Below are 20,187 nucleotides of genomic sequence, written 5' to 3' on the forward strand. Positions count from 1 at the left end.
GGAAGCAGCTATGCTCGACGATAAGGACCGCATCTTTACCAACCTTTACGGGATGCACGACCGTTCTTTAGCGGGCGCACGGGCGCGCGGCCATTGGGATGGAACGGCCGAGATTATTGCGCGCGGCAAGGATACGATTGTCGAGCAGATGAAGGCCTCGGGGTTGCGCGGGCGCGGTGGGGCAGGCTTTCCGACCGGGCTGAAATGGTCGTTCATGCCGAAGCAATCGGATGGCCGGCCGTCTTATCTGGTGATCAACGCCGATGAGTCCGAGCCGGGCACCTGTAAAGACCGCGAGATCATGCGGCATGACCCGCATACGCTGATTGAGGGCGCTTTGATTGCCTCGTTCGCCATGGGGGCGAATGCCTGCTATATCTATATTCGCGGCGAATATATCCGCGAGCGTGAGGCTTTGCAGGCGGCTTTGGACGAATGCTATGACGCTGGGCTGCTCGGCAAGAATGCCGCGAAATCCGGTTGGGATTTTGATTGCTACCTGCATCATGGCGCGGGCGCTTATATCTGCGGTGAAGAAACCGCTCTGTTGGAAAGCCTTGAGGGCAAAAAGGGGATGCCGCGGATGAAGCCGCCGTTCCCGGCAGGCTCGGGGCTGTATGGCTGCCCGACCACGGTGAACAACGTGGAGAGCATCGCGGTGGTGCCGACGATTTTGCGGCGCGGGGCGGCTTGGTTTGCGGGTTTTGGTCGGCCTAATAATGCGGGGACCAAGCTGTTCGGGATTTCCGGCCATGTGAACAACCCTTGTGTGGTTGAAGAAGCGATGTCGATCACTCTGCGCGAGTTGTTGGATGTGCATTGCGGTGGCGTTCGGGGCGGCTGGAAGAACATCAAGGCGGTGATCCCCGGCGGGTCTTCGGTGCCGATGCTGAATGCGGCGCAATGCGAAGATGCGATCATGGATTTCGACTGGCTGCGTGAGCAAAGGTCCGGTCTGGGCACGGCGGCGGTGATCGTGATGGATCAATCGACGGACGTGATCAAGGCGATCTGGCGGCTGTCAAAGTTCTACAAGCACGAGAGCTGTGGCCAATGCACGCCTTGCCGCGAAGGCACTGGCTGGATGATGCGGGTGATGGACCGTCTGGTGCGCGGCGAGGCTGAGGTTGAGGAAATCGACATGCTGTTGTCGGTGACCAAACAGGTCGAAGGCCACACGATTTGCGCTTTGGGCGATGCGGCGGCTTGGCCGATCCAAGGTCTGGTGCGGCACTTCCGCGAGGAAATCGAGGACCGGATCAAAGCGAAAAAAACTGGCCGTATGGGCGCGATGGCGGCGGAGTAGATGATGCGTTTCGGTTTGGCATTGGCACTCGGGATGGTTCTGGCTCCGCTTCATGCGGGTGCCGAGGCTTATCCGGGGTTGAACGTGCCTGCCGAGCATAAGGGCATCAAATATATGGTAGAAATCACGGCTGAGAGTAAAGCTGGACCGTTCGACGCGCGGGTGTGGCGGATCGACGGCAGCTCGATGTCTTATGAGCGCAAGATTGGCCGGGACTTGGTGAAGGAAGCTTGTGCCTCCGAGGGTTATGCGGTGGGCAACACCAAATCCAAGCTGGTCAACGGCCAGTTGATCTTTACGGGGGGCTGCCAGTGATGCGGGCCTTTGCGATGATCAGCATGGCGGGGCTGAGCGCTTGCGTCAGTGGTGCGCGCCCGATGGCTTTGGCGGAAAGCGGCCCGGTTGCGGTGGAATTGGCGGGGCGGTCTTACATTGCTGATCTGCAGCCCAGTGAAAGCGGTGCGGTTTTGGCGATGACGCGGGATGGCGCCGGGTTTGGCAATTTTGAAGGGGCTGAGGCGAAACGCGCGGCAGAGGCGTTTTGTGCCTCGCGTGGGGCATCGGTGAACCGTGCGGCTTACGGCCATTACGCCGGCGGCGCTTGGCTGTTCAAAGGGAGCTGCGCATGATCTGGGCGGCTTTGATGGGCGATAACATGCACAAGACACGGTGTTGTCATGGGATATCAGGGGCTTCGCGGGATATGGTCCGGGCAGTTGATGCCAAGGAGGCCAAAATGACGAAGATTTTCCGCAGTTTGACGCTGGTTGCTGTGATGGCGGCAAGCCCCGCGCTGGCGCTGGAGCCGTTGAATAAAGATGCGCATGTGACCGAATCTTTGGTGGCGGTCCGGGTTGGCGACACCATTCGCAACACCTGCCCCTCGATCAGCGCCAAAATGTTCACGGTTCTGGCAAAGTGGAACGAGCTGAAGACCTATCTGCGCGGCAAAGGCTACACCGAGGACGAGGTGGAAGCTTTCCGCAAGGATAAGACCGAAAAGGCCCGCATCAAAGGCTTGGCGGCGGATTATCTTAAGCAGGCCGGCGTGGTTGATGGCGATGTCGAAAGCTACTGCAAAGTTGGCCGCGATGAGATCGCCAAGGGCACGCTCGCGGGCAGTTTGCTGAGGTCGTACAAATGACCAACATGCCCGGATATCATCTCGCCGAATTGAACGTGGGGCGCCTGTTGGCCCCCACCGACGATCCGCGCGTGGCGGAGTTCATGGGCGCTTTGGACCGGGTGAACGGGCTTGGCAAGCGCATGCCGGGGTTCGTTTGGATGATGGAAGGTTCGGGCGAGCCGGGAACCGGCAATACCGAAGCCAAGATCGGCGGCGATCCGCAGTTTGTCTCAAACCTGACGGTTTGGGAAACGGCGGAAACGCTGGAGAATTTCGTGTTTGGCACCGTGCATCGGGTGTTCTACGAGCGCCGGGCCGAGTGGTTTGAGGTTTTGGGCAAGATGCATTTCGTGATGTGGTGGGTGCCGGTTGGGCACAAACCCTCGCTGGAAGAAGCCCTTGCGCGGCTTGCAGATGTGCAAGCAAACGGCGATACGGACCAGGCGTTTGGTTGGTCTTATTTGAAAGAAGCGCAGGGGATGCAAATCCGGTCCTGTGCCCCAATGGCGGCGGAGTAAGCGGATGTCGAACCTCAAGAAAATCAGCATCGACGGGATCGAAGTTGAAGTCGATGGCGCGATGACGATCATTCAGGCGGCGGAAGTCGCAGGGGTGGCCATTCCGCGGTTCTGCTATCACGAGCGGCTGACGATTGCGGGCAACTGCCGGATGTGTCTGGTTGAGGTCGTCGGCGGTCCGCCGAAACCTGCGGCGTCTTGTGCGATGCAGGTGCGCGACCTGCGGCCCGGCCCGAATGGTGAGGCCCCGTTGGTGAAGACGACTTCGCCGATGGTGAAGAAAGCCCGTGAGGGCGTGATGGAATTTCTGCTGATCAACCACCCGCTCGATTGCCCGATCTGCGATCAGGGCGGCGAGTGTGATCTGCAAGATCAGGCGATGGCGTTTGGCGTCGATTTCAGCCGCTACCGCGAGCCGAAACGGGCGTCTGAGGATTTGAACCTTGGGCCGCTGGTGGAAACCAAGATGACGCGGTGCATTTCCTGCACCCGTTGTGTGCGGTTTACCTCGGAGGTGGCGGGCATCTTGCAGATGGGTCAGACTGGGCGCGGTGAGGATGCCGAGATCACCTCGTATCTGAACGCCACACTGGATTCGAACCTGCAAGGCAATATCATTGATCTTTGCCCGGTGGGGGCTTTGACATCAAAGCCTTACGCCTTTACCGCGCGTCCGTGGGAGTTGACCAAGACCGAAAGCATCGACGTGATGGATGCTTTGGGCAGCAACATCCGCGTTGATACCAAGGGCCGCGAAGTGATGCGGATCCTGCCGCGCAACCATGATGGCGTGAATGAAGAATGGATATCGGACAAGACCCGTTTCATCTGGGATGGCTTGCGCCGTCAGCGTCTGGACACGCCTTACATCCGTGAAAACGGTCGTCTGCGCAAAGCGGGCTGGGGTGAGGCTTTGGCTTTCGCCGCCGCAGCGGTGAAGGGCAAAAAAGTGGCTGGTCTGGTCGGTGATCTGGCTTCGGTTGAGGCGGCGTATTCGTTGAAGGCTTTGATCGAGTCGCTGGGTGGCAAGGTCGAGTCCCGCACAGATGGCGCGCGGTTGCCGATGGGCAATCGCTCGGCTTATGTCGGCACGGCAGCGATTGGGGATATCGACAGCGCGAAGTCGATCCTGCTGATTGGCACCAATCCGCGCGTTGAATCCCCGGTTCTGAACGCGCGTATCCGCAAGGCGTGGTCGGCGGGCGCGAATGTTGGGCTGATCGGCGAAGCGGTCGATTTGACCTATGATTACAAGCATATGGGCACGGATCGCGCCGCTTTGGCTGATCTGGTTGGCAAAGTGACCGAGAAGCCGAATACCATTGTGATCGTTGGCCAAGGGGCGCTGAACGAGGCAGATGGTGAAGCAGTTCTGGCCCATGCGATGGCCTATGCGCAGGGCGCTGGTGGTAAGTTGCTGGTCTTGCACACCGCGGCGGCTCGCGTCGGCGCGATGGATGTCGGCGCCGTGACAGAGGGCGGTCTGGCTGCTGCGACGGATGGGGCTGAGGTGATCTATAACCTCGGCGCGGATGAAGTTGAGATCGCGGCGGGTCCGTTCGTGATCTATCAGGGCAGCCATGGCGACCGGGGTGCGAACCGCGCCGATATTATCTTCCCGGCGGCGGCTTACACCGAAGAGAGTGGGCTGTTCGTCAACACCGAAGGCCGGCCACAACTGGCGCAGCGTGCGGGGTTTGCTCCGGGTGAGGCGAAAGAAGGCTGGGCGATCTTGCGGGCGTTCTCGGCGGAAGTCGGCAAGACCCTGCCGTGGGATAGTCTTGCGGCTTTGCGTCGCGCGCTTATCGCGCAGCATCCGCATCTCGGCATGGTCGATCATGTGCCTAGCAATGACTGGCAGCCGGTGGCTTTGCGCGATATGGGCAAGGCCACGTTCCGCAATGCGTTCAAGGGTTTCTATCTGACCAACCCGATTGCCCGCGCCAGTAAAGTGATGGGCGAACTCGCGGCGATGGAAGCGGATCGCGCCAAAGCCCCGATGGCGGCGGAGTAAGACATGCGGCTTCTCGCCCCCCTTCTGATCGGATTGGCTGCCTTTGGCGGTCTGTTCGCTTGCGCAGGCGAGAAACCTAAGGCCGATGTCGCGTTCAACCCGGCCTATAAGGGGATTGAGACGATCCTGCTCGACGGCGATCTGGTGAATTTCCGGGTGGCGATGACGGGCGCGCGGGATGACAAAGATGTGGCGGCTTATGCGGCCTGTGCGGCGGCGCAATATGCGCTGATCCGGGGCTTTGGATTTGCGCGTCATGTGCGCACGAACGTGGCGATAAAGGCTGGCGTTTGGCGGGGGGATGCAGTTTACACCATCTCGGCGTCGCTGCCGCGCGGTGTGAAAACGATAGATGCCGAAGTGACCGTGCGCGATTGTGGTGCGCAGGGAATACCGACGGTTTAAGGCCTAAGATAAGGCCGCTTAAGTTAAGGGAACGTGAGGGATCATGGCTGACTTTCTGCAAACCGGGCTGGGAATCGCGCTGTTGATCGCGCTGCAAAGCCTTGCCATCGTTGCTTTTGTGATGCTGAGCTTGCTGTTCCTTGTCTACGGCGACCGCAAAATCTGGGCGGCGGTGCAGATGCGCAAGGGGCCGAACGTGGTTGGGCCGTTTGGCCTGCTGCAATCGGTGGCGGATGCGCTGAAATATGTGGTGAAGGAAATCGTGGTCCCCGCAGGGGCTGACCGCGCGGTGTTCTTCCTCGCCCCGATCCTGAGTTTCGTGTTGGCGATCCTCGCGTGGGCGGTGATCCCGTTTGATAGCGGCTGGGTGCTGGCCGATATCAACGTGGCCATCCTGTTCGTGTTCGCGGCGTCCTCGCTGGAAGTTTACGGCGTGATCATGGGCGGGTGGGCGTCGAACTCGAAATATCCGTTCCTAGGGTCTTTGCGCTCGGCTGCACAGATGATTTCTTATGAAGTCTCGCTGGGCCTGATCATCATCGGCATCATCATTTCGACCGGTTCGATGAGCTTCTCGGCGATTGTTCATGCCCAATCCGGCAATCTCGGCCTGTTCAACTGGTATTGGTTGCCGCATCTGCCAATGGTGGTGCTGTTCTTCATCTCTGCCTTAGCCGAAACCAACCGCCCACCGTTCGACTTGCCTGAGGCTGAATCCGAACTCGTTGCAGGCTTCATGGTGGAATATTCCTCGACCCCGTATCTGTTGTTCATGGCCGGCGAATATATCGCGATCTTCCTGATGTGCGCGCTGATCTCCTTGCTGTTCTTCGGCGGCTGGCTGTCGCCGATCCCCGGCCTCGCCGATGGCTGGTGGTGGATGGTCGCCAAAATGTGGGTGTTCTTCTTCATGTTCGCCATGGTGAAGGCGATCGTGCCGCGCTACCGCTATGACCAGCTGATGCGGATTGGCTGGAAAGTGTTCCTGCCGCTGTCGCTCGGCTGGGTGGTGATCGTGTCGTTCTTGGCAAAATATGAAGTGTTCGGCGGCTTTTGGGCACGCTGGACGATGGGAGGCTGATCATGGGTCCGGCACGCACAACCGATTACCGCCGCGCAGCGAAGTATTTCCTGCTGTTTGACTTCATTAAGGGCTTTGGCCTTGGCTTCAAATATTTCTTCGCGCCGAAAAGCACGCTGAATTACCCGCATGAAAAGGGGCCGCTGTCGCCCCGGTTCCGCGGTGAGCATGCGTTGCGCCGCTATCCGAATGGCGAGGAACGTTGCATTGCCTGCAAGCTATGCGAGGCGATTTGCCCGGCGCAGGCGATCACAATTGATGCGGAACCGCGCGAAGATGGCTCGCGCCGCACCACGCGCTATGACATCGACATGACCAAATGCATCTATTGCGGTTTCTGTCAGGAAGCCTGCCCGGTGGATGCGATTGTCGAAGGCCCGAATTTCGAATTTTCCACCGAAACCCGCGAGGAGCTTTTCTACAACAAAGATAAGCTGCTCGCGAATGGCGAACGTTGGGAAGCCGAGATTGCCCGCAATCTTGAACTCGACGCGCCGTACCGGTGAATGGCATGACAGACGCATTCAACCAGATCTTCAAGCAGATGATGGAGCAGGGCCAGAAGATGGCGCAGGCTTTCACACCGGGTTTGGAGGGCGTCGATGTGAAGGCGTTCGAAAAGCTGTTCCCGGCGATGCCGAAGGAAATGCTGGAGGCGTTCTTTGGCAAGACCTTCAACCCTGAGGGTCTGGATGCCCGCACCCGGTTTCTGGTCACCATCGGCGCTTTGACGGTGCAGGGGCCAATCGGTGAGCCGCAAATGCGGGTGACGGTGAAGAACGCTTTGGCCGCCGGGGCCACCAAACGCGAGATCGCCGAAGTGATCTGGCAAATGTCGATGTTCGGCGGCGTGCCCGCCATGCAAAAAGCACTGGAAACCGCTCAGGCGGTCTTTGCTGAAACCGAGGAGAAAGCGCCATGAGCGTTGCAGATCTGGCCTTTTACGCGTTTTCCACCGTCACCATTGCAGCGGGTTTGCTGGTGACGCTCAGCAAAAATCCGGTGCATTCGGTGCTGTGGTTGATCTTGGCCTTCCTGTCCTCGGCGGGGCTGTTCGTGCTGCTGGGCGCGGAATTCGTCGCCATGCTGCTGATCATCGTCTATGTCGGCGCGGTCGCGGTGCTGTTCCTGTTCGTGGTGATGATGCTGGACATCGACTTTGCCGGGTTGAAGGGCGAGATGTCGCGCTACATGCCTCTCGGCCTGCTGGTCGGCGTCATCATCATCATGCAACTGGTGCTGGGCGTTGGCGCTTGGGTGCAGGCCGATGGCGCGATGGGTCTGCGCGCGGCGGTCACGCCGGACCTTGCGCAGATGGAGAACACCCGCGCGTTGGGCCTGCTGATCTATGACAAATATTTGGTTCTGTTCCAACTGTCGGCTTTGGTTTTGCTGGTCGCGATGATCGGCGCGATCCTTTTGACTCTGCGCCACCGCAAGGACGTGAAACGCCAGAACGTGCTGCACCAGATGTGGCGCGACCCGGCGAAAGCGATGGAGTTGATGGACCCGAAACCGGGGCAGGGGCTGTAAAGCGATTTCTGCGCGGAAATCGTGCACGAAATTCGCGCGAATTTCGAGAAGTTATCGCAGGGCAACCTGCACCAAGAGAGTAACGGGCAACGACCCGGAGGGACGAAAATGGTAGGACTGGAACATTACCTGATTGTGGCGGCGGCTTTGTTCGTCATCGGGATCTTTGGCATCTTTCTGAACCGGAAGAACGTCATCGTCATTCTGATGTCGATCGAGTTGATGCTGCTGGCGGTCAACATCAACTTCGTCGCCTTCTCGTCGCAGCTTGGCGATCTGGTCGGGCAGGTGTTCACCATGTTCATCCTGACGGTGGCGGCGGCAGAGGCTGCGATTGGCCTTGCGATCTTGGTGGTGTTCTTCCGCAACCGCGGCACCATTGATGTCGAAGATGTTAACGTGATGAAGGGCTGAGATCATGGATATGCAACTCAGCGCGCAGATTATTCTGTTTGCACCTTTGGTGGGCGCAATCCTTTGCGGTTTCGGCTGGCGGCTGATCGGCGAGAAGGCGGCGACGTGGCTGACGACACTGCTGCTGTTCGTCGGCGCTATCCTGTCGTGGTATATTTTCCTGACCTTTCAGGGTGATACCCAGCACATCACCGTGCTGCGCTTCATCGAAAGCGGCACGCTTTCCACCGAATGGGGCATCCGGCTGGACCGGATGTCGGCGATCATGCTGGTGGTGGTGAACTCGGTGTCCGCGCTCGTGCATCTCTATTCGCAAGGCTACATGGCGCATGATGAGAATTGGGCGCCGGGTGAAAGCTACCGCCCGCGCTTCTTTGCCTATCTCTCGTTCTTTACCTTTTCCATGCTGGCGCTGATCACCTCGGACAACCTTGTGCAGATGTTCTTTGGCTGGGAGGGCGTTGGCGTTGCCTCGTACCTCTTGATCGGTTTCTACTACCGCAAGCCAAGCGCCAATGCCGCCGCGATAAAGGCATTTGTGGTCAACCGCGTCGGCGACTTCGGCTTCGCGCTGGGGATTTTCGCGCTGTATTACCTGACCGACAGCATCAAGTTCGATGAGATTTTCGCAGCCGCGCCACAACTGGCACAAACGCAGCTGCATTTCCTCTGGACCGACTGGAATGCTGCCAACCTGATCGGTGTGCTCTTGTTCATCGGCGCTTGTGGTAAGTCGGCGCAGCTGTTCCTGCACACTTGGTTGCCCGACGCGATGGAAGGCCCGACGCCGGTTTCCGCGCTAATCCATGCAGCAACCATGGTGACGGCGGGGGTGTTTCTGGTCTGCCGGATGTCGCCTTTGTATGAATACGCGCCGGATGCCAAGACGATGATCGTGGTGATCGGGGCGACCACGGCGTTCTTTGCGGCGACGGTGGGTCTGGTGCAGAACGACATCAAACGGGTGATCGCCTATTCGACCTGTTCGCAGCTGGGCTATATGTTCGTGGCCGCAGGCGTTGGCATGTATCCGGTGGCGATGTTCCACCTGTTCACCCATGCGTTCTTCAAAGCGATGCTGTTCCTCGGCGCAGGCTCGGTGATCACCGCGATGCATCATGAGCAGGATATGCGCAATTACGGTGGCCTCAGGAAGAAGATCCCGCTGACGTTCTGGGCGATGATGATCGGCACTTTGGCGATCACTGGCGTCGGGATTCCGCTGACGCATTACGGTTTTGCTGGTTTCCTGTCGAAAGATGCAGTGATTGAAAGCGCTTGGGTTGGCTCGAACTATGCCTTCACTTTGTTGGTGATTGCGGCGTTCATGACCTCGTTCTACTCGTGGCGGCTGATGTTCATGACCTTCTACGGCAAGCCAAAGGGCGACACGCATGCCCATGATCATGCGCATGAAAGCCCGGCGACGATGCTGATCCCGTTGGGGTTGCTGGCTTTGGGTGCCGTGTTCGCTGGCATGGTCTGGTACAACAGCTTCTTCGGCGATGAGGCCAAGATGCGGGCGTGGTTCAACATGGAACCAGCGCATGAGGAGATGGCCGAGGCGGCAGAGGCCCCGGCAGCCGTGGCTGACGCGACTGCGACAGCCGAGGTGGCTTCGACCACGGAGCCTGCTGCCTCCGTTTCTCTGGAACCGGGCATTGCTCCGAAAGGCGCGATCTATCTTGGCGCGGATAACCACGTTCTGCACCACGCGCATGAGGCCCCGAACTGGGTCAAGGTTTCGCCTTTCATCGCTATGGTGTTGGGCTTCCTGCTGGCGTGGAAATTCTACATCCGCAGCCCGGAATTGCCCGGCAAACTCGCGGCACAACAGCGCCCTCTGTATCTGTTCCTGCTGAACAAGTGGTACTTTGACGAGCTGTACAATGTGATCTTCGTGAAGCCCGCGTTCTGGCTCGGCAATTTTCTGTGGAAGAAGGGCGACGGTGTGGTGATTGACGGTGCGCTGAATGGTGTGGCGATGGGGATCATTCCGTTCTTCACCAAACTCGCCGGGCGCTGGCAATCGGGCTACGTCTTTACATATGCCTTCGCGATGGTGCTGGGGATTGCTGCCCTGTTGACCTGGATGACGCTTACGGTGGGGCACTAAGAGCATGACTTACCTTCTTTCCATCATCATCTTCCTGCCCGCAGTGGCCGCTGCCATCATGGCGCTGTTCCTGCGTGGCTCGAATGAGGCCACCGCCAATAACGCGAAATGGCTGGCATTGATCGCCACTACGGCGACGTTCATTGTGTCGTTGTTCGTGCTGAAAGGCTTCGATGCCAGCAACGCCGGCTTTCAGTTTGTCGAAGAGGCCAGTTGGATCGTCGGGCTGAAATACAAGCTGGGCGTCGATGGCATCTCGATCCTGTTCGTGATGCTGACCACCTTCCTGATGCCGATCACCATTCTGTCGTGCTGGTCGGTGACCGACCGCGTGAAGGAATACATGATTGCCTTCCTGCTCTTGGAAACGCTGATGCTCGGCGTGTTCTTGGCGCTCGATCTGGTGCTGTTCTATCTGTTCTTCGAGGCCGGTCTGATCCCGATGTTCCTGATCATCGGCATCTGGGGCGGCAAGGACCGCATTTATGCGGCGTTCAAGTTCTTCCTTTATACCTTCCTCGGCTCGGTGCTGATGCTGGTTGCGATGATCGCGATGTATTGGGCGGCGAAGACCACCGATATTCCGACGCTGATGGCGTTTAAGTTCGACTCTGCGCCGATGGTGGTGCTGGGGATGAGTATTACCGGCGGATTGCAAACCCTGCTGTTCCTTGCGTTCTTCGCCAGTTTTGCGGTGAAAATGCCGATGTGGCCGGTGCATACTTGGCTTCCCGATGCCCACGTTCAGGCCCCGACGGCGGGTTCTGTGGTGCTGGCGGCGATCCTGTTGAAAATGGGCGGCTACGGCTTTTTGCGCTTCAGCTTGCCGATGTTCCCGGTGGGGTCAGAGGTGCTGTCGGGGCTGGTGTTCTGGATGTCGGCGGCGGCCATCGTCTATACCTCGCTGGTGGCGCTGGCGCAGTCGGATATGAAAAAGCTGATCGCCTATTCCTCGGTGGCGCACATGGGCTATGTGACGATGGGGATTTTCACGGCCAACCAACAAGGCGTGGATGGCGCGATTTTCCAGATGATCAGCCACGGCTTTATCTCGGGCGCGATGTTCCTGTGTGTTGGCGTGATTTATGACCGGATGCACACCCGCGAGATTGACGCCTATGGTGGCTTGGTGAACCGGATGCCCGCCTATGCTTTGGTGTTCATGTTCTTCACCATGGCCAATGTCGGCCTTCCGGGCACTTCCGGTTTCGTCGGCGAATTCCTCGTGCTGGCCGGGATCTTCCAAGTCAACACTTGGGTTGCAGCCGTCGCCACTTCGGGCGTGATCTTCTCGGCAGCTTACGGGCTTTACCTGTATCGCCGCGTCGCCTTCGGTGCTCTGGTGAAAGAAGCCCTCGCGACCATCCAAGACATGAGCCGCCGTGAGCGCGCGATCTTCGCGCCGCTGATCGTGATGACCTTGCTGCTTGGCGTCTATCCGGCGCTGGTGACCGATATCATCGGGCCATCGGTGAAGGCGCTTGTTGATAACTACCAAACGGCCGTGACGGCCTTTGCTGCGAACTAAGGGACAGACCAGATGAACGCTTTAGACTTTCATATCGTCCTGCCCGAGGTTTTGCTGGCGCTTTACGCGATGGCAGCGCTGCTGGGTTGTGTTTACGCGAGCAAAGATGCGCTGACAGGCGCTGTGACTTGGGCCACCGCAGGGGTGTTCGTGGCGCTGGCCGCCTATATCGGCTTTGCGGGTGATGGCGCGAATGTGGCCTTCGGTGGCATGTTCATTGACGACGCCTTCGCGCGCTTTGCCAAAGTGGTGATCCTGCTGTCGGCGGCGGGTGTGCTGCTGATGTCGCAAGACTACCTTGCGCGCAACGACATGGGGCGGTTTGAATATCCGATCCTTGTGGCGCTGGCGGTGATCGGCATGATGTTCATGGTGTCGGCGGGCGATCTGATGCTGCTGTATCTGGGGCTGGAACTGCAATCCTTGGCGCTTTACGTCGTGGCTGCGATGCGTCGCGATGATGCGAAATCGACCGAAGCCGGGTTGAAGTATTTCGTCCTCGGCTCGCTGTCCTCGGGCTTGCTGCTCTACGGGGCGTCGCTGGTCTACGGCTTTGCAGGCACCACCTTGTTCAGCGGCATTCTCTCCACCTTGGGCGGAGAGGTGCAACTTGGTCTGGTGATCGGTCTGGTGTTCCTGATTGCGGGTATGGCGTTCAAGGTGTCTGCGGCTCCGTTCCATATGTGGACGCCGGACGTCTATGAAGGTGCGCCCACACCCGTGACGGCCTTCTTCGCCACCGCCCCGAAAGCCGCCGCGATGGCGATGATCGCCCGCGTGGTGTTCGATGCTTTCGGTGCCATCCCGGCGCAGTGGGGGCAGGTTCTGGCGGCGCTCGCCGTGCTGTCGATGTTCCTTGGGGCTGTTGCCGCCATCGGGCAGCGCGATATCAAGCGGCTGATGGCCTATTCTTCGATCGCGCATATGGGCTATGCCTTGGTCGGTCTGGCCGCTGGCACCGTTGAGGGCGTCCAAGCCATGCTGATCTATATGGCGATTTACGTCACCATGAACCTCGGTACCTTCGCCTTCATCATGTCGCTGGAGAAGGACGGCAAGTCGATCAGCGATATCGACAGCCTGAACATGTTCTCAAAACGTGAGCCTTTGAAGGCGCTTGCCGTGCTGATCCTGATGTTCAGTTTGGCGGGCGTGCCGCCGATGCTGGGCTTTTTCGGGAAGTTCTATGTGCTGAAAGCTGCCGTCGATGCGGGCATGACATGGCTGGCGCTGGCGGGGGCGGTGGCCTCAGTGATCGGCGCGTTCTACTACCTGCGGATCGTGTTCTTCATGTATTTCGGTCGTGACACCGAGGGTGCTTCCAGCCGGATGGTCCCGGTGCAATGGCTAATGCTGGTGGCGGTGGCGGCGGTGATGCTGCTGGGTGTCGTCAACCTGTTCGGCATTGAAGCGGTGGCGCAGACTGCGGCGCAAGCGCTTGTCGGCTAAACCGACATGGCCCGCAAGTGTGGCGCGCCACGTCCTGCAAACGGTCGATAGCACCAATGCTTTTGCCTTGCGCATGGCCCCGGAGATACCGGGGCCTGCGTGGTTTTTGGGGCTGGAGCAAACCGCTGGCCGGGGCAGGCGGGCGCGGCCTTGGGCCTCTCCACGGGGTAATTTCTACGGAACGCTCCTGCTGCACCCGAGTGAGCCGCCCGAGCGAATCGCCCTGCGCAGCTTTGCCGCCAGCCTCGCGCTGCGCGATGCCTTTGTATCCATAACTGGACTGCCCGGCGCTTTCGCGCTGAAATGGCCGAATGACGTGCTGCTGAACGGCGGCAAAGTGGCGGGGATTTTGCTGGAAAGCTCTGCCAACAAACACGGCGGCTTCGATCTCGCCATCGGCATCGGCGTTAATCTGATTGGCGCGCCGGATGTGTCGGCGGTGGAGCCGGGGGCGGTGATCCCGGTCAGCCTGCTGAATGAGACCGGACTGCGCATTACGCCCGAGGCGTTCCTTGATGCCCTCGCCCCGGCCTATGCGGCGTGGGAGGCGGCTTTTGTTAACCAAGGTTTCACCGCCTTGCGTCAGGAATGGTTAAGCCATGCCGCGCGGCTTGGTGACACCATCCGCGCCCGCACCGGCACCCAAACCCGCGAGGGCGTGTTTGAGACCATTGATCCTGCGGGAAATCTGATCCTGCGGATGTCCTCCGGCCCTGTCGCAATCCCTGCGGCAGAGGTGTTCTTCTAAGGGGCGCGCCATGCTTCTGGCTATCGACTGCGGCAACACCAACACCGTGTTTTCCATCTGGAACGGCGAAAAGTTCATCACCACCTGGCGCATCGCCACCGATCACAAGCGCACGGCGGATGAGTATTTCGTCTGGCTCTCCAGCCTGCTGATGCTGACCAAAACCGAAGCGCAGATCACCGAGGCCATCATCAGCAGCACGGTGCCGCGCGTGGTGTTTAACCTGCGCGTGCTGTGCAGCCGTTATTTCGACTGTCGCCCGCTGGTGGTGGGCAAGCCGGAATGTAACCTGCCGGTGCCGCCTCGGGTGGATCAGGGAACGACCGTTGGCCCCGACCGTTTGGTCAATACGGTGGCAGGTTTTGATCGCCACGGCGGCAATCTGATCGTGGTCGATTTCGGCACCGCCACCACCTTCGACGTGGTGGATCACGACGGCGCTTACGTCGGCGGCGTCATCGCCCCCGGCGTTAACCTCAGTCTTGAGGCGCTGCATATGGCCGCCGCCGCCCTGCCGCATATCGACATCGCCAAGCCTGCAAGGGTGATCGGCACGAATACGGTGGCTTGTATGCAGTCGGGCGTGTATTGGGGCTACATTGGCTTGATCGAAGGCATCGTCCGGGAAGTGCGCCGCGAGCGTGATCTTGGGATGAAAGTAATTGCCACCGGCGGCCTGGCATCATTGTTTGCTCAGGGAACTGAGCTATTTCACAAGGTTGAGGACGATCTGACCATGCATGGCCTTGTCCTCATCAACAACCACAACAAGGAAACGGCATGAGCGGTGAGCGGCTGATCTATCTACCATTGGGCGGGGCCGGCGAAATCGGCATGAACGCTTATGTTTACGGCTATGGCCCGAAGGGGCGCGAGCGGCTGATCTTGGTCGATCTCGGCGTGGCGTTCTCGGATATGGATACCTCGCCGGGCGTCGATCTGATCATGCCGGATATCTCGTGGCTGGCCGATAAACTCGATCGGCTAGAGGCGATTTTCATCACCCATGCGCATGAAGACCATATCGGCGCTTTGGCGCATCTATGGCCGTCATTGCGCAAACCGATCTATGCGCGCAAATTTACCGCCACCATCGGGCGGCTGAAGTTTGAAGAATATGGCCTGCCGAAAGATGCCATCACCACGGTTGAATCGCGCCCACACACGGTTGAGGCTGGGCCGTTCAAGGTGCAGTTCGTGCCTGTGGCACACTCGATCCCGGAATCCGGTGGCCTTGTGATCGACACGCCTGCGGGTCGGATTTTCCACTCCGGCGATTTCAAGCGCGATGCCACGCCGATTGTCGGCGAAGGCTGGGATGATGCGGTGATGGAGGCGATTGCTGCCGAGCGCCCGATCAAGGCGCTGATGTGCGACAGCACCAACGTATTTTCGCTGCATGAAGGTCGCTCGGAAAGCACGCTGAAAGCCCCGATTGCCGAGCTGATCAAATCGGCGGGCGGCATGGTTGTGGCGACCACGTTTGCATCTAACGTCGCCCGCCTGAAAACCTTGGCCGAAGCGGGCCGGATGGCGGATCGCTCGGTCTGCCTTTTGGGCCGGGCGATGAAACGGATGGTGTCGGCGGCGGAAGAATCTGGCGTGCTGAAAGACTTCCCGCCAGTGATCACGCCAGAACAAGCGCTGGAAGTGCCGCGCAAGAACCTGATGCTGATCGTGACGGGATCACAGGGCGAACGCCGCGCGGCCTCGGCACAGCTAAGCCGTGGCAAGTATCTGGGGATCGAGCTGAAAGAGGGAGATACGTTCCTGTTCTCCTCCAAAATCATCCCCGGCAATGAACGCGGCGTCTATGCGATTGTGAACGCGCTTTCTGAAAAAGGCGTAGATATCGTTGATGATAACAACGGTCTTTATCATGTGTCCGGCCACGCCAACCGCCCGGACCTAGAGCATGTGCATCGCTTGTTCCTGCCCGATATGCTGATCCCGATGCATGGCGAGCACCGCCACCTGCGCGAACATGCCCGCATTGGGCTTGAGGCTGGCATCGCCTCGGCGGTCGTCACCAACGGCATGATGATGGACATTACTGGCGATGTGCCGAAACTGGCCGAGCATATCGAGGCTGGCCGCACCTACCTAGACGGTTCCGTGTTGATCGGCGCGCTGGACGGCGTGGTGCGCAACCGTATTCGCATGGCGTTGAATGGTCTCGCGATGGTGACGGTGATCATGGACGAGCAGGATCAACCCTTGGGCGAGGCTTGGGTCGAGTTGATGGGCCTGCCGGAAACTGGCAAAGGCGGGCGGAACTTGGCGGAGGTGCTGGAAACCGAGCTGACCGAATTCCTTGATGGCGCCGGCCGCAAGCTACTGTCGAACGATGACAAGATGGACGAGGCTTTGCGCAAGATCGTCCGTCAAGTCTCGATGGAAGAGATTGGTAAAAAGCCCGAGGTGATCGTGGTAGTCAGCCGTCTCGCCGCTGAATAAAGCCAGTAAGGCGCTGAAATGCAAAGGGCCTCGCAGATTGCGAGGCCCTTTTTTTTATTGTGGGGAAAGCCTTAGCCTTCGGTGCCGGTCGCCGGAGCGTCTTCGGGTTCATCCGCCGTGCTGGTGGTGATCGCAAAGCTGCGCAGCAGGAAATCGGGCATATGATCACCCATGCCCACCACACGCTCGCCATTGTCGCGGCCACCACGATAGTCGCGACGATCATCGCGGCGGGGTTCATTGCGGGTATCGGCGCGGGGTTCGTGGCGCTGTTCAGAACGGCCCTCGGAAAATCGGCTGTCCGGGCGACCTTCTGCGCGTTGCTCGCCACGCGGCTCGGAACGGCGATCATCTTCGCGACGCGGGCGCTCTGTGCGCTCGGGGCGGGCGGTTTGTTCAACGCGGACAGGTTGCTCAGCCGCCGCTTCCACAACCGGTGCCGCAACAGAAACGGCTTCCACTGGCTTGTCCTCACGCGAGCCACGCTCGCGCGGACCACGACCGCTGCGGCTGCGTGGCGATGCGGAAGACCGGTCTTCGCGGGCGCGCTCAGGCGCATCCGACGCGCCTTCCAGCGCACCTTCTGGCACTTCGCCACGCGGAATCGGCTGTTTCACCAGCGCTTCAATCGCGTTGATATATTTGTCATCCGATGGCACCGCGATCGAATAGGCTTTGCCCAAACGCCCAGCCCGACCGGTGCGGCCAATGCGGTGGACGTAATCTTCCGGATGCGACGGCACGTCAAAGTTGAACACATGGCTGACGGCGGGGATATCAAGGCCTCTCGCTGCCACATCCGACGCGACCAGCAAATGCACGGAGCCGTCGCGGAAGCCGTCCAAAGTCTTGGTGCGCACCGATTGATCAAGATCACCATGGATCGGCGAGGCATTAAAGCCATGCTGTTTCAACGACTTCGAGACCACATCGACATCCATCTTGCGATTGCAGAAGATGATCGCGTTGGTGCAGGTCTCACCCTCGGCCTTGATCAGCGCCCGCAGCACAGCGCGCTTTTCGGCGAAGCTCTTATCCTTGCGCGACGGCGTGAACTGGATCAGCTTTTGCTCAATCGTTAGCGACGCCGTGGCCTGCCGCGCGACTTCGATCTTGACCGCATTTGACAGGAAGGTGTTGGTGATCCGCTCAATTTCCGGTGCCATGGTGGCGGAATAGAAGAAGGTCTGCCGGGTGAACGGCGTCAGGCTGAAGATGCGCTCAATATCCGGGATGAAACCCATGTCGAGCATCCGGTCGGCCTCATCCACTACCATGATCTGCACGCCGGTCAGCAACAGTTTGCCGCGCTCGTGGTGATCGAGCAGGCGGCCCGGTGTGGCGATCAGCACGTCAACGCCACGGTCAATCAGCTTGTCTTGTTCACCAAACGACACGCCGCCGATCAGCAAAGCTTTGGTCAGCTTGGTGTATTTGGCGTAAGTTTCAAAGTTTTCCGCTACTTGTGCTGCGAGTTCGCGGGTAGGGCATAGCACCAGTGAGCGCGGCATCCGGGCTTTGGCGCGGCCTTGGCCCAGCAAAGTCACCATCGGCAGCACGAAGCTGGCGGTCTTGCCAGTGCCGGTTTGGGCGATGCCCAGCACGTCTTTGCCTTGCAAGGCGTGCGGGATGGCTTGGGCTTGGATCGGAGTTGGGGTTTCGTAGCCGGCTTCCGCCACGGCCTTGAGCACGCGGGGGTCCAGCGCGAGATCTGAGAATTTGGTCATCTGCGTCCTAATGATGCGGGTTCGGCCCGCATGAAATGAAGGGACGCTGCTTTTCCGGGCGCCCCGGCGTCTGGGCGCTACGGCCCTTCCGCGCGCATAGCGGAATACGCGCGGAAGGTCAAGGATTGTGGATAAAACGGCGGTTTACCCCGCCTGTTTTAGCCGATATCGAAGCTCACACCCTGCGCCAGTGGCAAAGTGGTGCCGTAGTTAATGGTGTTGGTGGCGCGGCGCATATAGGCCTTCCACGCATCCGACCCGCTTTCACGCCCGCCACCGGTTTCCTTTTCGCCGCCAAACGCGCCGCCGATTTCGGCACCCGAAGGGCCGATATTGACGTTGGCAATGCCACAATCGGAACCACGGGCACAGAGAAAAGCCTCAGCCTCGCGCAGATCATTGGTGAAGATCGACGAGGACAGGCCCTGGGGTACTTCATTGTGTTTCTCAAGAACGTCGTCGAAGTCCTTGTAACGCATCACATAAAGGATCGGCGCAAAGGTTTCATGCCCCACGGGGCCGATTTGCGCAGGCATCTCAACCAGAGCCGGATGCGCGTAGGCTCCGCCCAGACCCGTCACCGACGCGCCACCATGCACGGTACCGCCAGCGGCGCGGGCTTGGTCCAGTGCCTTCGCCATACCGTCCAATGCGCCGTCATCAATCAGAGGGCCGATCAGCACGCCGGCTTCCAAGGGGTTGCCGACTTTCACGCTCGCATAGGCGGCTTTCAGGCGGGGCAGGAAAGCGTCGTAAATGCTGTCGTGCAGAAACAGGCGGCGCAGGGTGGTGCAGCGCTGGCCCGCTGTGCCCATCGCGGAAAACGCCACGCCGCGCAGGGTCAGGTCAAGATCGGCCGAGGGGGTGACAATAGCGGCGTTGTTGCCGCCAAGTTCCAAAAGAGAGCGGCCAAAGCGGGCGGCGACTTTCGGGCCAACCTCGCGGCCCATCCGGGTCGATCCGGTGGCGGAAACCAGTGCGACCTTGGGGCTATCAACCAAAGCCTCACCCAAAGCGCGGCCACCGATCAGCAGGCTCGACAGGCCCTCGGGGGCGTGATGGCCCGCATCCGCGAAACGTTTCAGGGCGCGTTCCAGCAGGGCGTGGGCGGCGAGGGCCGAGAGCGAGGCCTTCTCGGACGGCTTCCAAACCACCGCATTGCCGCAGACCAAAGCCAGCGCCGTATTCCACGACCACACCGCGACCGGGAAGTTGAACGCCGAAATAACCCCAATGACACCAATGGGATGCCAGGTTTCCATCATGCGGTGGCTGGGGCGCTCGGACGCAATCGTATAGCCGTAAAGCTGCCGCGACAGACCCACGGCGAAGTCGCAGATGTCGATCATCTCCTGCACTTCGCCCAAACCCTCGGACACCACCTTGCCGACCTCTATCGACACCAAACGGCCCAAAGCGGCCTTGTTGGCGCGCAGCTCCTCACCCAAAAGCCGCACCAATTCGCCACGCTGCGGCGCGGGCACATTGCGCCACTCGCGATAGGCGCGGTGGGCGGCTTGGATCGCGGCTTCTGCCTCGGCGGCGGAATGTTCGGCGATGGGGCCAAGCGATTCACCCGTGATCGGGGTGCGGGTCGGCATCGGGCCGACTTTTGGGGTGACGCCAAGCTGAGCCAGCAGGGTTTGCACTTCGGTATTCAGCGACATCATGGCCTCGTTTTGCAGGAATTTGGCGCAATAAGCAGACCTACGCGAGCGCGCGCAAGGGGGCGGCTGAGCGGGGGCATTGCGGGTGTGCTGCGAAT

General features: G+C 59.8%; 20 protein-coding genes. 18 read left to right on the forward strand and 2 right to left on the reverse strand.

Features of this window, described 5'->3' with window-relative positions; translation table 11 throughout:
* Positions 1–10 precede the first annotated feature (10 nt).
* The 18 genes from nuoF to AKV04_RS02440 all read left to right on the forward strand — a co-directional run bounded on the left by nuoF (position 11) and on the right by AKV04_RS02440 (position 16,695).
* Positions 11–1,306, forward strand: a complete 1,296-nt coding sequence (gene nuoF, locus AKV04_RS02355) for an NADH-quinone oxidoreductase subunit NuoF (protein WP_054004868.1) — start codon at positions 11–13, stop codon at positions 1,304–1,306.
* Positions 1,307–1,309: 3 nt separating this feature from the next.
* Entirely contained in the window at positions 1,310–1,621 is a 312-nt protein-coding gene (locus AKV04_RS02360; RefSeq protein ID WP_156317312.1) for a hypothetical protein, read from the forward strand.
* The gene (locus AKV04_RS02365; RefSeq protein ID WP_054004870.1) at positions 1,621–1,935 is read left to right on the forward strand and encodes a hypothetical protein; all 315 of its coding nucleotides are present in this window, start codon (positions 1,621–1,623) and stop codon (positions 1,933–1,935) included. The genes AKV04_RS02360 and AKV04_RS02365 overlap by 1 nt, the downstream gene beginning before the upstream one ends.
* A gap of 107 nt (positions 1,936–2,042) precedes the next feature.
* Positions 2,043–2,450 carry a DUF5333 domain-containing protein gene (locus tag AKV04_RS02370; protein ID WP_156317313.1) on the forward strand — a complete coding sequence of 136 codons (408 nt, stop codon included), beginning with the start codon at positions 2,043–2,045 and terminating at the stop codon, positions 2,448–2,450.
* Positions 2,447–2,950 carry a DUF3291 domain-containing protein gene (locus AKV04_RS02375; RefSeq protein WP_054004872.1) on the forward strand — a complete coding sequence of 168 codons (504 nt, stop codon included), beginning with the start codon at positions 2,447–2,449 and terminating at the stop codon, positions 2,948–2,950. Before AKV04_RS02370 ends, AKV04_RS02375 begins: the two co-directional genes overlap by 4 nt.
* Positions 2,951–2,954: 4 nt before the next feature.
* Positions 2,955–4,964: an NADH-quinone oxidoreductase subunit NuoG gene (nuoG, locus tag AKV04_RS02380; RefSeq protein ID WP_054004873.1), complete on the forward strand. Its 2,010-nt coding sequence runs from the start codon at positions 2,955–2,957 to the stop codon at positions 4,962–4,964.
* Between the two features lie 3 nt (positions 4,965–4,967).
* On the forward strand, positions 4,968–5,369 hold the full coding sequence (locus tag AKV04_RS02385; protein ID WP_054004874.1) for a hypothetical protein: 402 nt from the start codon (positions 4,968–4,970) through the stop codon (positions 5,367–5,369).
* A 43-nt stretch (positions 5,370–5,412) separates the two neighbouring features.
* Positions 5,413–6,450: an NADH-quinone oxidoreductase subunit NuoH gene (nuoH, locus tag AKV04_RS02390; RefSeq protein ID WP_054004875.1), complete on the forward strand. Its 1,038-nt coding sequence runs from the start codon at positions 5,413–5,415 to the stop codon at positions 6,448–6,450.
* A 2-nt stretch (positions 6,451–6,452) separates the two neighbouring features.
* The gene (gene nuoI, locus AKV04_RS02395) at positions 6,453–6,956 is read left to right on the forward strand and encodes an NADH-quinone oxidoreductase subunit NuoI (protein WP_054004936.1); all 504 of its coding nucleotides are present in this window, start codon (positions 6,453–6,455) and stop codon (positions 6,954–6,956) included.
* Between the two features lie 5 nt (positions 6,957–6,961).
* Positions 6,962–7,372 carry a carboxymuconolactone decarboxylase family protein gene (locus tag AKV04_RS02400; protein ID WP_054004876.1) on the forward strand — a complete coding sequence of 137 codons (411 nt, stop codon included), beginning with the start codon at positions 6,962–6,964 and terminating at the stop codon, positions 7,370–7,372.
* Entirely contained in the window at positions 7,369–7,983 is a 615-nt protein-coding gene (locus AKV04_RS02405) for an NADH-quinone oxidoreductase subunit J (protein WP_054004877.1), read from the forward strand. The genes AKV04_RS02400 and AKV04_RS02405 overlap by 4 nt, the downstream gene beginning before the upstream one ends.
* Positions 7,984–8,091: 108 nt before the next feature.
* A complete protein-coding gene (nuoK, locus tag AKV04_RS02410) occupies positions 8,092–8,397 on the forward strand; it encodes an NADH-quinone oxidoreductase subunit NuoK (protein ID WP_054004878.1) in 306 nt (101 codons plus the stop codon).
* A 4-nt stretch (positions 8,398–8,401) separates the two neighbouring features.
* Positions 8,402–10,513 carry an NADH-quinone oxidoreductase subunit L gene (gene nuoL / locus AKV04_RS02415; RefSeq protein WP_235815512.1) on the forward strand — a complete coding sequence of 704 codons (2,112 nt, stop codon included), beginning with the start codon at positions 8,402–8,404 and terminating at the stop codon, positions 10,511–10,513.
* A gap of 4 nt (positions 10,514–10,517) precedes the next feature.
* A complete protein-coding gene (locus tag AKV04_RS02420; RefSeq protein WP_054004879.1) occupies positions 10,518–12,041 on the forward strand; it encodes an NADH-quinone oxidoreductase subunit M in 1,524 nt (507 codons plus the stop codon).
* Between the two features lie 12 nt (positions 12,042–12,053).
* Positions 12,054–13,490, forward strand: a complete 1,437-nt coding sequence (gene nuoN, locus AKV04_RS02425) for an NADH-quinone oxidoreductase subunit NuoN (RefSeq protein ID WP_054004880.1) — start codon at positions 12,054–12,056, stop codon at positions 13,488–13,490.
* Positions 13,480–14,238, forward strand: a complete 759-nt coding sequence (locus AKV04_RS02430) for a biotin--[acetyl-CoA-carboxylase] ligase (RefSeq protein ID WP_156317314.1) — start codon at positions 13,480–13,482, stop codon at positions 14,236–14,238. Before nuoN ends, AKV04_RS02430 begins: the two co-directional genes overlap by 11 nt.
* 10 nt (positions 14,239–14,248) lie before the next feature.
* Positions 14,249–15,022, forward strand: a complete 774-nt coding sequence (locus AKV04_RS02435) for a type III pantothenate kinase (protein WP_054004882.1) — start codon at positions 14,249–14,251, stop codon at positions 15,020–15,022.
* Positions 15,019–16,695 (forward strand): ribonuclease J, encoded by a 1,677-nt coding sequence (locus AKV04_RS02440; RefSeq protein ID WP_054004883.1) that lies wholly within the window; start codon positions 15,019–15,021, stop codon positions 16,693–16,695. The genes AKV04_RS02435 and AKV04_RS02440 overlap by 4 nt, the downstream gene beginning before the upstream one ends.
* 71 nt (positions 16,696–16,766) lie before the next feature.
* Here AKV04_RS02440 and AKV04_RS02445 read toward each other — a convergent pair whose 3' ends face one another.
* Positions 16,767–18,422, reverse strand: a complete 1,656-nt coding sequence (locus AKV04_RS02445; protein WP_054004884.1) for a DEAD/DEAH box helicase — start codon at positions 18,420–18,422, stop codon at positions 16,767–16,769.
* 158 nt (positions 18,423–18,580) lie between these two features.
* Positions 18,581–20,089, reverse strand: coding sequence for an L-piperidine-6-carboxylate dehydrogenase (gene amaB, locus AKV04_RS02450; protein ID WP_202905546.1), 1,509 nt, complete (start codon positions 20,087–20,089; stop codon positions 18,581–18,583).
* Between the last annotated feature and the right edge of the window lie 98 nt (positions 20,090–20,187).

The sequence above is a fragment of the Cypionkella psychrotolerans genome, from assembly GCF_001294535.1.
In the GTDB taxonomy this organism is placed as follows: Bacteria; Pseudomonadota; Alphaproteobacteria; order Rhodobacterales; family Rhodobacteraceae; genus Cypionkella; species Cypionkella psychrotolerans.

Bases quoted from the DNA above. Each gene is read 5' to 3' on its own strand.
- nuoF (WP_054004868.1), top strand. From the start codon at position 11: ATGCTCGACGATAAGGACCGCATCTTTACCAACCTTTACGGGATGCAC.
- AKV04_RS02360 (WP_156317312.1), top strand. From the start codon at position 1,310: ATGCGTTTCGGTTTGGCATTGGCACTCGGGATGGTTCTGGCTCCGCTT.
- AKV04_RS02365 (WP_054004870.1), top strand. From the start codon at position 1,621: ATGCGGGCCTTTGCGATGATCAGCATGGCGGGGCTGAGCGCTTGCGTC.
- AKV04_RS02370 (WP_156317313.1), top strand. From the start codon at position 2,043: ATGACGAAGATTTTCCGCAGTTTGACGCTGGTTGCTGTGATGGCGGCA.
- AKV04_RS02375 (WP_054004872.1), top strand. From the start codon at position 2,447: ATGACCAACATGCCCGGATATCATCTCGCCGAATTGAACGTGGGGCGC.
- nuoG (WP_054004873.1), top strand. From the start codon at position 2,955: ATGTCGAACCTCAAGAAAATCAGCATCGACGGGATCGAAGTTGAAGTC.
- AKV04_RS02385 (WP_054004874.1), top strand. From the start codon at position 4,968: ATGCGGCTTCTCGCCCCCCTTCTGATCGGATTGGCTGCCTTTGGCGGT.
- nuoH (WP_054004875.1), top strand. From the start codon at position 5,413: ATGGCTGACTTTCTGCAAACCGGGCTGGGAATCGCGCTGTTGATCGCG.
- nuoI (WP_054004936.1), top strand. From the start codon at position 6,453: ATGGGTCCGGCACGCACAACCGATTACCGCCGCGCAGCGAAGTATTTC.
- AKV04_RS02400 (WP_054004876.1), top strand. From the start codon at position 6,962: ATGACAGACGCATTCAACCAGATCTTCAAGCAGATGATGGAGCAGGGC.
- AKV04_RS02405 (WP_054004877.1), top strand. From the start codon at position 7,369: ATGAGCGTTGCAGATCTGGCCTTTTACGCGTTTTCCACCGTCACCATT.
- nuoK (WP_054004878.1), top strand. From the start codon at position 8,092: ATGGTAGGACTGGAACATTACCTGATTGTGGCGGCGGCTTTGTTCGTC.
- nuoL (WP_235815512.1), top strand. From the start codon at position 8,402: ATGGATATGCAACTCAGCGCGCAGATTATTCTGTTTGCACCTTTGGTG.
- AKV04_RS02420 (WP_054004879.1), top strand. From the start codon at position 10,518: ATGACTTACCTTCTTTCCATCATCATCTTCCTGCCCGCAGTGGCCGCT.
- nuoN (WP_054004880.1), top strand. From the start codon at position 12,054: ATGAACGCTTTAGACTTTCATATCGTCCTGCCCGAGGTTTTGCTGGCG.
- AKV04_RS02435 (WP_054004882.1), top strand. From the start codon at position 14,249: ATGCTTCTGGCTATCGACTGCGGCAACACCAACACCGTGTTTTCCATC.
- AKV04_RS02440 (WP_054004883.1), top strand. From the start codon at position 15,019: ATGAGCGGTGAGCGGCTGATCTATCTACCATTGGGCGGGGCCGGCGAA.
- AKV04_RS02445 (WP_054004884.1), bottom strand. From the start codon at position 18,422: ATGACCAAATTCTCAGATCTCGCGCTGGACCCCCGCGTGCTCAAGGCC.
- amaB (WP_202905546.1), bottom strand. From the start codon at position 20,089: ATGTCGCTGAATACCGAAGTGCAAACCCTGCTGGCTCAGCTTGGCGTC.